Annotated in this window: 9 protein-coding genes; 7 read left to right on the top strand and 2 right to left on the bottom strand. The window is 52.9% G+C overall.

Features of this window, described 5'->3' with window-relative positions; genetic code table 11:
- Positions 1 to 58: 58 nt before the first annotated feature.
- Entirely contained in the window at positions 59 to 1,420 is a 1,362-nt protein-coding gene (locus ACFSB2_RS17450) for a C1 family peptidase (RefSeq protein ID WP_377944388.1), read from the bottom strand.
- A 296-nt stretch (positions 1,421 to 1,716) separates the two neighbouring features.
- Here ACFSB2_RS17450 and cimA point away from each other — a divergent pair, with 296 nt between their 5' ends.
- Entirely contained in the window at positions 1,717 to 3,318 is a 1,602-nt protein-coding gene (gene cimA / locus ACFSB2_RS17445; protein WP_377944387.1) for a citramalate synthase, read from the top strand.
- A 121-nt stretch (positions 3,319 to 3,439) separates the two neighbouring features.
- On the opposite strand, the gene ACFSB2_RS17440 is transcribed toward cimA, so the two are convergent.
- Positions 3,440 to 4,252 carry a hypothetical protein gene (locus tag ACFSB2_RS17440; protein WP_377944386.1) on the bottom strand — a complete coding sequence of 271 codons (813 nt, stop codon included), beginning with the start codon at positions 4,250 to 4,252 and terminating at the stop codon, positions 3,440 to 3,442.
- A gap of 357 nt (positions 4,253 to 4,609) precedes the next feature.
- On the opposite strand from ACFSB2_RS17440, the gene ACFSB2_RS17435 reads away from it, so the two are divergent.
- The 6 genes from ACFSB2_RS17435 (at position 4,610) to ACFSB2_RS17410 (ending at position 11,788) form a co-directional block, all read left to right on the top strand.
- Positions 4,610 to 5,791, top strand: a complete 1,182-nt coding sequence (locus tag ACFSB2_RS17435; protein WP_377944385.1) for an MFS transporter — start codon at positions 4,610 to 4,612, stop codon at positions 5,789 to 5,791.
- A gap of 13 nt (positions 5,792 to 5,804) precedes the next feature.
- Positions 5,805 to 6,914, top strand: a complete 1,110-nt coding sequence (locus ACFSB2_RS17430; protein ID WP_377944384.1) for a lactonase family protein — start codon at positions 5,805 to 5,807, stop codon at positions 6,912 to 6,914.
- 13 nt (positions 6,915 to 6,927) lie between these two features.
- Positions 6,928 to 7,947, top strand: a complete 1,020-nt coding sequence (locus ACFSB2_RS17425; RefSeq protein WP_377944383.1) for a Gfo/Idh/MocA family protein — start codon at positions 6,928 to 6,930, stop codon at positions 7,945 to 7,947.
- Positions 7,948 to 8,049: 102 nt separating this feature from the next.
- Entirely contained in the window at positions 8,050 to 8,994 is a 945-nt protein-coding gene (locus ACFSB2_RS17420) for an aldo/keto reductase (RefSeq protein WP_377944382.1), read from the top strand.
- A gap of 377 nt (positions 8,995 to 9,371) precedes the next feature.
- Entirely contained in the window at positions 9,372 to 10,496 is a 1,125-nt protein-coding gene (proB, locus tag ACFSB2_RS17415) for a glutamate 5-kinase (RefSeq protein WP_377944381.1), read from the top strand.
- On the top strand, positions 10,493 to 11,788 hold the full coding sequence (locus tag ACFSB2_RS17410) for a glutamate-5-semialdehyde dehydrogenase (RefSeq protein ID WP_377944380.1): 1,296 nt from the start codon (positions 10,493 to 10,495) through the stop codon (positions 11,786 to 11,788). Before proB ends, ACFSB2_RS17410 begins: the two co-directional genes overlap by 4 nt.
- The last annotated feature ends 19 nt before the right edge of the window (positions 11,789 to 11,807 follow it).

Genomic DNA, 11,807 nt, shown 5'->3' with positions numbered 1-11,807 from the left:
TTATGGAAGATTAGCGACTTTTTGTCACAAGATGCATCTTAAGTTCAATAGGCAACCGTCAGCGCATCATCGCCAAAGAGCCCATTGGATCCCATGGTTGCAACTCAATCGGCTCCTGTTCCAATGCCGACTGCAGATGCGCTGGCAGATATTTTTTCTGCACCACAATCTGGTACATAAATTCGTCAAACCAAGGGTCACTCATGATGAAGAATCCTTTGTTCCCTGGGTCGGTACCCCAGCTGTTTTCCACTTTCCAACGGTTCGGCTTGCCGTCAACCACGTTTACACCTGTGAAGACCATGGCGTGTGTCATCAAGCTTTCACCGTAGTCCAGGCGTTCAGCTTTGGACATGTTGAACGGCACACCCAACACAGCTTCGTAATCATACAGCGCGGTGTCCATGATGCCCGCATCCCTATCCAACATCTTGCCGACGTCACAACCGAACCAGACAGGTTCGTCATCTTTCAATTGCTGCAAAGCCAAATCACGCAGTTGGTCGATCTCGACGTTGAGATACAATACCTGCTTGCCGTCCTTGACATTGCCGAGGTATCTCACTGTATAGGTTCTGTCAAATGGTTTGTCTTGGGTCGGCGCATTGATGATGCTCACGTAGTCGTCGAGATTCACACCGACGTATTTTTCGTAAAATTGCTGTGGCGTCAGGTTGGCATCGCGGTGAAACTCGTTGTCCTTGTCACGGTATTCAAAGTCGAACTGGCTGGGGGGTTGCCCAAGGAAGTGACAGAGCATGGTGTAGATTTCGCTCAACATTTGCGCTTTCTCCAGCCGGAGCTCATTGACCGAGGCGTGTTGGTTGCTGGAGAGATTCCGCAGTTTGACAGCGTATTCACGCAGTTTCAGCGTGATGAGATGATTCATGACGCCCGTTCTGCTGCTGTGGAAGGTCTCGGGCATCACATATTTTGGCACGACGCCATATTTTGCGACCAAGTTGACAAACATATCCCATTGGCCGCCATCTTGCACCGGACCGCTCAGCAACCAAGCCACAAGGCGGCTGTCTGTCGCTTCGTCCAACGTTTCCAGTATGCTCTCCAGATAGTAGTTGGCTTTTTCGAATTTATCCCAAAACATCTGGTAGTTCTGGGAGAGTTCGAAGGAGTCGAGATTGCATTGTTTGGCCACGGGTACGCGAAGGGTGTTGAGCCCCGCAAACATCCAGCAACGGCCGCTCTGCTTTTGGTTCGTGATTTCACCTGTTTTGATTTCATGTGAGAACGTATACTGCATATTGATCAGAGATGCTTGATTGATGGCGACTGCATTGACGCCATTCTTTTGAATTGCATTGGCCAAGGCGCGGTGTTGAGGACTGTTTTGATAATCCGATGCGAATTTGTCAAGTTGCGCTTTGGAGATTGCGTGTTGCTGTTTTACTTCTACGCCCATGGATTCGCCGCCTCCCGATACATTCACCTATTGTTGTTTAAGCCATGGCACAAGGCACGTGGTTCAAACAAGTAGAAATGGGCTGCATGAATGCAGTTAGAAAAATTCAAATACTGATTCAACTCCATCGTACACTTGTCATGTTAAAAATCAATCAGCTTGGACAATCTGGAACAGTTTACCTGATAAAAATGTAACCGTTGCCATGTTTCGCGAGTCTGGCTAGGTGGATTATCATCTGGTAAGATACATAAATAGTCTAAATAATTTGGCTTGCTGCGCAGCTAGGAGGTACTATGAACCGCGTTCGATTATTAGATACTACACTTCGTGACGGCACTCAGGGCGAGGGCATCAGTCTAACTGTAGCAGATAAGCTTCGCATCGCCCAAAAACTCGATGATTTGGGAATCGCTTATATTGAAGGTGGCTTTCCGGCCGCCAATCCCAAAGATCAGGATTTTTTTCGACGTGCTCAGTCGGAATTGACGTTAAAAAATGCGAAAATTACGGCATTTGGCAGTACGCGACGCCCTTCCACCACAGTGGAGACAGATGAAGGGGTGCGCGCACTCTTGGATTCGGGCGCGCCGGTCATCACCATCGTCGGCAAAGCGTGGGACTTTCATGTGCATGAGGCATTGCGCGTTGAGCTGGCTGACAATCTTGCGATGATTGTCGAGACGGTGGCGTGGCTGAAAAAACATGATCGAGAAGTGATTTTTGACGCTGAACACTTTTTTGATGGATATCGCCACAACTCCGAATACGCGATTTCGACGCTTCAGGCGGCCGCGGATGCTGGCGTGGATTGGGTGACGCTTTGCGACACCAATGGCGGCACACTGCCGGATGTGGTGGCAGACATCGTCAAACAGGTGCGCCAAGTGGTCAGCGTGCCCATCGGCATCCATGCTCATAATGATTGCGAGTTGGCCGTGGCCAATACGCTCGCTGCGGTCAAAGAGGGGGCATTGATGGCGCATGGCACCATCAATGGCATCGGTGAGCGGTGTGGCAATGCCAATTTGATATCCATCATCCCCAATCTTGAACTGAAGCTGGAGCGGCCTTGTCTGCCGACCAAAGCGCATTTGGTTCATCTGACGGAGCTGTCTCGCTTTGTCAGCGAGATCGCCAATTTAGTGCCGCACAGTTACCAGCCTTTTGTCGGTCATAGCGCTTTTGCGCATAAAGGCGGCATTCATGTGAGCGCCATTGCACGCAATCCGGACACGTACGAGCATATACGCCCAGAGCTTGTGGGCAATGAGCGCCGAATTCTCGTATCCGAGTTGTCTGGGCTTTCCAATCTTCAGCATCGTGCAGAGGAATTGGGACTCAATATTGAGGGTCGCACACAAGAAGTGCGGACGTTGCTCAACAGAATCAAGCAATTGGAATACGAGGGCTACCAGTTTGAGGGCGCCGAGGCGTCACAGGAACTATTGTTCGTCAAGCTGCTTGGCGGGTATGAAGAATTGTTCCAATTTGAGTCCATGCGGGTGGAAGCGACACAGCAAGTCGGCTCCGCTATCACATCGGAGGCCATTGTGAAATTGTCTGTGCAAGGCGAGATGGTGCACACGGTGGCGGAGGGCAATGGCCCGGTCAACGCCCTTGATGAAGCGCTGCGCAAAGCCATGCGGCCATTTTATCCGGTGATTGACACGATGCATCTGACCGACTACAAAGTGCGTGTGCTCGACGAGAAGGACGGCACGGCTGCGAAAGTGCGCGTGTTGATTGAATCCACGAACGGGTATGACATTTGGCGGACCATCGGTGTATCGGAAAATGTCATTGAGGCCAGCTGGGAAGCGTTGGCTGACAGCATGAGTTATTTTTTGTTGTGTGTTGCCAAATGCGGCGAAGCGCAATCCATGGAATTGACTTGAAGCGGATTTAATTCACCAGAATGTGGGTGGGCGCCGAGGCGGCGCCACGAATACCAGTGGCGCATGGCAAAGCGCGGTAAGCAGTAAAAGGGGCCGTCTGGCCCCTTTTTTACCACTTATTTTAATTGTTCGGTCCATTTTTCAGGACCTGAAGCAGTTGTTTCTCGCTCATACCAGTTTTAAATGTGTATTTGCCAGGTCTGACGGCTTGGTCGATGTGCGTGTTTTTCATCGCCATGTCAAATTTGACAATGCCGCTGAAAAGGTGGTGCTCATTCAGGAACTTGGAGAGGTCGTTCAACGGCATCCCAGGTTCTAACGTGAATGTGAACGTGGTTGGCGTGGGCGGTTTCGCGGTTTTTGTCTTGGTGGGTGCAGTGGTATTTTTTTGTGTGCTTGGCTGTGTTTTTGCATCTTGCTTCGTCGCCGGTGTAGTTGACGGTATTTTCGGTTGTGTTGTTGGCATGGCGTTGACGGCTGGTGTCGGGGCATGTTTCGGTTGATGTAAGACATAACCTAATATGCCGGCCACCACAATTGCAGCGATGGTGACGAGACGCAAAAACCAAGGCGTGCGCATAAGCGGACGGTGATGCATCGACACGACGGATTGGAGCGCCCACTGCCTATCGCGATAAATCAGGCGCACGTCCATGCACCTGCCGCCAAAGCCGCCGCGCACGTAAAAGACGGGCATGTCGTCCCAGACATCGGTGGCGATCACCTCGCCATGCATGACTGAATTCCAGAGTTTCGCGCGGGTGTGTTCATCATCTTCGAAGAGACTGCCGGGCACGTGCAAATAGGGAGAGATGCTGTCCGTGAACGCCAGTTGGGGAAATGCGGGCAGACCAATGCTGCGAATGGCTTCAGTGAACGGCTTGTGAACGACGGATCGAATTAATGGATTTGCATTGATATATGCCTCTTGCATCGTTGTCACCTTTTCATTTACAAAATGTAAACAGAGATTCGGCAATTGTCAGTCAACCAAACAGCTTGTACGAGGAGACCTGTGAACAATTGATGGATTTTCACGTGTCTCCGCTATCTCGTTGTGATACCTAACACGATTCCTATATGTTCGCACATGAAGCGACGGCTATGGGGGACGACACGGTTTCGTCACAGTTGGCCGAGCACAGCCCTGTTTTTAAACTGAACACAGGTGTAATGAGCGCGCCAACAGCACCATGAAAATGCAAATCAATCAAGGCATCACGGATGGCACCTCACCAATATGCCACATGATTTTCAAGGTAGAATTGAAATTTTGGAATGGAGGGTTGGCATGGTCTCCAATCGGCTCCCATTATACTACACTGTGACAATGTTATATTGGTTCTCCACGTATACATACGTGCCGTTGTTGTCGCCGTATGTGAAATCCCTTGGCGGCTCTTTGACCATGGCGGGCATTATCGTCGGCGCTTACGGATTTACGCAAATGCTCATACGTATCCCGCTCGGTGTGTGGTCTGACCGTGTCGGCAGCCGCAAACCGTTCATCATTGCCGGCATCGTGGTCGGCACGCTCAGCAGCCTCGGCTTCGCGCTCAGCTCATCGGTGGTATCGGCGCTCTTGTTTCGTGCGCTGGCAGGCGTGGCAGCGGCCAGTTGGGTTGTGTTTACCGTGTTGTACGCCAGTTATCACGATCACGACAGCGCCCCGAAGGCGATGGGGATCATCAGTTTTTACACGTCCATTGGGCAGATGGTGGCGACGACGGCTGGCGGTTTGCTTGCGCAAGTGTACGGTTGGCACGCGGCTTTTTGGCTGGCGGTGGCAGGCGGCGCGGTGGCCTGCGTGATGGCCTTGTGGATTCGGGATCAACCGCCGGACCCAGATAGAGTGGGCATTCGACCGGCTGATTTGCTGAAAGTCGGACAAGACAAAATTGTGCTTGGCGTGTCGTCTCTGGCGATTTTGGCCCAGATCATCACTTTTTCGACGATGTTCGGCTTTACGCCGGATGCGGCTGTTCACTTGGGGGCCAGCAAGGCGGACTTGAGTTGGCTGGCGCTCGTGACAACGCTTCCCAATGCGGTGGCTTCTCTGTTGAGCGGGGGGATATTGGCGAGTAAATTGGGCGAGCGAAACGTCGTGGTGGTCGGATTTGTGATCGCAGCGATTTTCACTGGCACCATTCCGTTCGTACATGCCTTGCCTTGGCTGTATGTGACACAGTGTTTCAACGGGTTTGGTCAAGGACTTTGCATGCCGGTCTTGATGGGGCTGGCCATCAAGCACATCGATCCACAGCGTCGCGCCACGGCGATGGGATTCTATCAGGCGATATACTCCCTAGGGATGTTTGGCGGGCCCGCATTAGCAGGAATCATCGGAGATGTAGCGAATTTGCAAGGTAGTTTTGTCATGGTTGCGCTGATAAGCGTCCTGGCGATGGGCTTGACGTTTGTCCTTGCGCCTCGGCCGCAGCGGCAAGGCGTCTCGAAATCTCTTGAACTTTGAAACGGGTTTCACAATGAAAAAAGAAGGTGTAGAATTGGCATTGAAAAACGATGTGACAAATCGGTACTGGTATGTGTTCTCAGGCGCTTATGCCGCTTCTGATGAAACGGGGATACAGTTGCTCTTGTTTGACACCGCAACGGGGAAGCTCAAGCACATCGGCGGCGTATCTGGGATTGAAAACCCTTCCTTTTTGGCCTTGGGGGAAGACGCGACCCAGCTATTTGCTGTCAGTGAGACAAAGAATGGGGCTGTTGTCTCTTACGCGGTTGAGCCAAGTAACGGCGTGTTTCGCGAAATCAATCGCCAATCTACGGCGGGGAGCGCACCGTGCTATCTGAGTGTAGATGACACCGGAAAATGGCTCTATTCTCTCAACTACAGCAGTGGCAGCGTCTGTGTCTTTCCGATTGAGGAAAACGGTAACATTGGCGAGATGCGACATGAGACAGCGCATGTCGGACATAGTGTCAATGCGGATAGGCAAGAGGCGCCACATCCACATACCATCGTCACGGTTCCGAACAGCGATTATCTGTTGGTCACTGATTTGGGGACGGACACCATCTACGTGTACCGCCATGATGTGGCACAGATGACGTTCACACTGCACGCGACGACCCAAACAACACCAGGAGCAGGTCCGCGTCATATCGCGTTCCACCCTACGTTGCGTGTGCTGTATGTGATTGAAGAACTGAGTTCAACCGTGACGACCTACGCGTATGACGCGGACTCAATGGCCTTGACGCCGCTGCAAACGGTGACGACATTGCCGGATGACTTTGCAGGCAGCAACACTTGCGCAGATGTCCATGTGACCTCATCAGGCCGCTTCCTGTACGGTTCTAACAGGGGACATGATAGCATTGCAGCCTTTCGCATTCTTGCAAACGGCGAGCTGGAATCAGTGGGATTTGCGTCAACCAGTGGACAGACGCCGCGCAATTTTGCGGTCGTGCCCAACGAAAAATTTCTCCTGGTTGCAAATCAAGACTCAAATGATGTGGTGGTGATGCAACTGGATGCGGATGGCATGCCGCATGCGACGGGAGAAGTCTATACCCAATCACATCCTGTTTGTTTGAAATTGCACCCTGCGTCTCAAGACGTCAACGAATGATGGAGGAATTAAAATGAGCGATAAGAAATTGCGTTGGGGCGTCCTGGGATGTGCCGGTATCGCGAAGCGCGCCGTCATTCCAGGCATTCAACAGTCGGAAACCGGTGTCGTTGCGGCCATTGCCAGCCGGGATATGGAAAAGGCCAAACAGACGGCGGATGAACTGGGCATTGCGACAGCGTACGGAAGTTATGAAGATTTGTTGGCAGATGCGACGATAGATGCGGTCTACATTCCGCTGCCCAATCATCTGCACAAGGAATGGACCATTCGCGCGGCGGCGGCAGGCAAGCACGTGCTTTGTGAGAAGCCGATTGCCTTGAACGCGAAAGAGGCTGAAGAGATGGTCGATGCTTGTAGGCAGGCGGGCGTTCAACTGGTTGAGGCTTTTATGTATCGCCACCACCCTCGCTATACGCGCATTAAGGAGATCATCGAGGCGGGCGAGATTGGAGTGGTTCGCGGCATCCATGGCACCTTTACATTCAACAATGCAAAGGATAGCGGGAATGTGCGCTATAAACGCTTTATGGGAGGCGGATCCATCTACGATGTCGGTTGTTATCCATTGAGCGCTGCCCGCTTGATTTTGGGAACAGAGCCTGTGGCGGCGACCGTGCAAGCGTTCTTTTCACCGGAGCACGATGAGGTCGACATGATGGCGTCTGGTTTGGTGGAATTTCCAGATGATATCGGGTTGACGTTCGACTGCGCGATGTGGGCAGATGGTCGGAACACCTTGGAGATTTTGGGGACGACGGGACGAATCGAAGTGCCGTCGGCTTTCATCGGCAATCCGAATTTTTACGTGATTTCGCGCGGGGAGCGGCGTGAAGAGGTGTTCGAGCCTCTGAACCAATACTCGCTGCAGGCGGACAGTTTTGCGCGCAGTGTCTGGCAAGAGGAACCCTTGCGCTTTGAGCCCGAAGACGCCATTCAGAATATGCGGTTGATTGATGCTTGTTTGCAGTCGGCCAGCGAGCATAAACGGGTCAGCATTGCGGAATCGGGCGTTTTGCACAGCGTTGAATAAACCCGCCATGTGGCTTACGCCGCCATGCATTATCAGCGATATCGCGCATGATCTGACAAGCGACGGCATTGCCTAATTTGAGAGAATGAGGAGCGATTCAGCATGAAGTACATCGAAATTCCAAGCGTAAACAAACCGGTTTCACAATTGGTGATGGGTTCAGATTATTTCCATCCTGACAACATTGAACGCGTGGGTGAAATTCTGGACTCGTTCGTAGAAATCGGCGGCAATACCATCGATTCCGCCTTTATCTATGCTGGCGGCAACAGCGAAAAGGCGATTGGTCTTTGGACACAATCTCGCAATAATCGCAAAGATGTCAATATATTGACCAAAGGCGCGCATCACAATGCGGACGGTCCGCGTGTGAACAAGGCGGCGATTGACGAAGAGTTGGCCATCAGTCTCGACAGGCTGCAAACAGATTACGTCGATTTATACGCGTTGCACCGGGATGACCCAAGCGTCGAGGTCGGGCCCATTGTGGAAGCGTTGAACGAACACTTGGAGGCTGGTCGCATTCATTGTTTTGGCGCTTCCAACTGGACACATGAGCGACTGCAGGAAGCGAATGACTACGCGGCGGCGCACGGCCTGAAAGGCTTTGCTTTCAACAGCCCCAATTTGAGTCTTGCCAAAGCGATTGAGCCATATTGGGCAGGCTGTGTATCGGCAGACGCAGAGACGCTCGCATGGCACGAAAAGACGCAAATGCCGCTGTTGTCTTGGTCTTCGCAGGCGCGCGGCTTTTTCACAGGGCGATTTACGCCGGAGGATCGGAGCAATGCGGATCTGGTGCGCGTGTTTTACAATGACGCGAACTGGACGCGCTATCGCCGAGCAGAGCAACTGGCGAAAGAAAAAGGGGTTACGACCATTCAAATCGCCCTTGCGTATGTATTGAATCAGGCATTCCCGGCTTGTGCCATCATCGGACCGCAAAATGAGGCTGAGATGCAATCTTGCCGCGAGGCTGCAGATATTCAGTTGACTGCCGAAGAAAGAAACTGGCTGGACTTGAGCGATTCAACGACTAGAGTGTGATTTTCACTTCAACTTCCTTGACATTCTGCGTGTATTGGTATATAAATGACGAAATCGTCAGTGAAACGTGAATTGCATAACACGCAATGATGGAGTTTAGCGAAATGGTCAACCGTCAGAGAGCGCAGGTCCATGGCTGCAAGCCTGCGTCGGTGTAAATTTTTTCGCTCCCCGTCTCCAGAGCATTCCGTGAAAAGCGGAACGGTACCGACCGTTACTCGGGTAGAGTGGACGCTCAAGCAAATGTGTCGGATTGTCATCTGACATCTTTTGTGCAGACGTCTATGAAGGTGGTACCGCGGAAAAGCCCTTTCGTCCTTCAGGATGAAGGGCTTTTTTGCATGGAGAAAAGCTACTGGCAAAGGAGGGGTAGGCAGATGAAGTCTGGGAGAACGCGACGGCGGATGGTGGTAAAGGTGGGGTCTAGCTCCATTGCCGATGCCCAGCGCGGTTTATGTGTGCAAAAGATGGAACAGCTTGTGGCGCAAGTGGCCAACATCCAGCGCCAAGGCGATTGGCAGGTGTTGCTGGTGTCCTCTGGCGCAGTCGCAGCTGGGTTGAGCAAATTGGGATGGCGGCGCGCCAACATCACCATTCCAGAGAAGCAAGCAGCGGCGGCGGTCGGCCAGGGATTGTTGATGGATACGTATGAACGACTGTTTCGCGATGAGCAAATTCTGATTGGACAACTGCTGCTCACGCGCGCGGATGTGGAGGATCGCAAACGCTTTGTGCATGTGCGCAATACGGTACTGACCCTGGTGAAGAACGGCATTGTGCCGGTCGTCAACGAAAATGACACGGTGGCGGTCGAGGAGATTCGCTTTGGTGACAACGATACACTGGCCAGTCTGGTGGCATTGGTGGCGGAGGCGGATCGACTCGTTTTACTGACGGATATCGATGGACTGTATACTGGGAATCCGGCAGCGGGCGGGGATGTTCGTCGCATATCGGATATCTGGGAGATCACCGATGACGTGGAGCGGATGGCCGGTGACTCGAACAGCTCGGTCGGGACAGGCGGGATGCGCACGAAGATCGCAGCTGCGAAAATCGCGGTGCAATCGGGCGCAGATGTCGTGATCGCAGCCAGTGAGGAACCTGATGTTTTGCTTAAAATTGCGCGCGGGGAGCGCGTTGGCACCACATTTCACGCGACGCCATCTCGTGTCGGCCTACGCAAGTCATGGTTGATGCATGGATCGCGCTTGGATGGCCGCATCATCGTTGACGCCGGTGCAGCGAGTGCGTTGACCCGCCAGTCGAAAAGCCTGTTGATGCCTGGTGTGACTGGGGTGGAGGGAGATTTTCAGGAAGGCGCGGTCATCGGACTGGTGACACAGGAAGGGTTGATGATTGGCCGAGGGGTCGTCAATTTTTCCTCGCGTGATTTGGCGATGTTGCTGATGCAGCGCCAAGCAGGCGAGAGGCTTTACAATTTACAAGAGGTTGTCCATCGCAACGATATGGTCGTATGCAAAGGAGGCGCGCTCGGATGACAATATCCACGACATTGACAGAACATGTGCTCAACAAGCTTGAAGGCGCAAAGAGGACGACAGGTGCACTGGCAGCCGCATCCACGGCTGTGAAAAATGAAGCACTGCGCAACATGGCAGCCGCATTGTGGGAACAGCGGGCAGGCATCATCGCGGCAAACGCAGCTGATGTGGCAGATGCGCAGGCTGCAGGGCAGCTTCAGGCGCGCATCGACAGGCTGTTGCTGAATGAAACGCGCATATTGCAGATGATGGAAGGCTTGGAGCAGGTGGCGGAGTTGGCGGATCCTGTAGGGGAAGTGCTGGACAAAAACGAGCTGCAAAACGGCTTGGAAATCACCAAACTTCGCGTGCCGATGGGCGTCATTGCGATGATTTACGAATCGCGCCCGAATGTCACCGTCGATGCCACAGGTCTGCTCATCAAGACAGGCAACGCCATCGTGCTGCGCGGCGGGCGCGAGGCGCTGCGCTCCAATCAGGCGCTGGTGGCCGCATTGCGAACAGGGATGCAAAACGCTGGCCTGCCCATCGAAGCGATTCAACTGATTGAAATGGTCGATCACGCCTCTGTCGATGTGTTGCTCGAAGCGCGTGGTCTGGTAGATCTGGTGATTCCGCGCGGCGGAGCAGGTCTGATTCAACGTGTGGTACAAAACGCCAAAGTCCCGGTCATCGAGACAGGGGTTGGCAATTGTCACGTCTATGTGGACAAAGAAGCGGATTTGGCGAAAGCACAGCCAATTGTCATCAATGCGAAGACACAGCGGCCGTCTGTCTGCAATGCGATAGAAACCTTGTTGGTTCACGCATCTGTTGCTGCAAACTGGTTGCCGCAGGTGGCGCGTGACTTGCTCGCGCGCGGCGTTGAACTCCGGGCGTGTGCACAGAGCCTGGCCATTCTGAAGGGTGCAAATCTCGCTTGGCAGTCAGGTGAACTATTGCCTGCGACGGAAGAAGATTGGGCAACCGAGTATCTCGATTTTACGTTGGCCGTCAAAGTGGTGGGCAGTCTGGAGGAAGCGATGGCACACATCGCGCAATACGGCAGTCTGCACTCGGAAGCGATTGTGACAGAGGACGCGGATGCAGCGGAGACATTTTTAAACGGTGTCGATGCAGCCGTGGTCTATCACAACGCATCGACACGTTTTACAGATGGCTTTGAGTTCGGCTATGGCGCGGAAATTGGCATTTCGACGCAAAAGTTGCACGCCCGTGGACCGATGGGTTTGCGCGAAATGACCAGTTACAAATATGTAGTGCGCGGCGAAGGCCAAGTCAGAGATTAGATTTGCGGCATCATTTACA

The sequence above is a fragment of the Alicyclobacillus fodiniaquatilis genome, assembly GCF_042678105.1.
In the GTDB taxonomy this organism is placed as follows: Bacteria; Bacillota; Bacilli; order Alicyclobacillales; family Alicyclobacillaceae; genus Alicyclobacillus; species Alicyclobacillus fodiniaquatilis.
The sequence above is the reverse complement of the archived record's forward strand: the minus strand, read 5'-3'. Positions and strand labels throughout refer to the sequence as shown.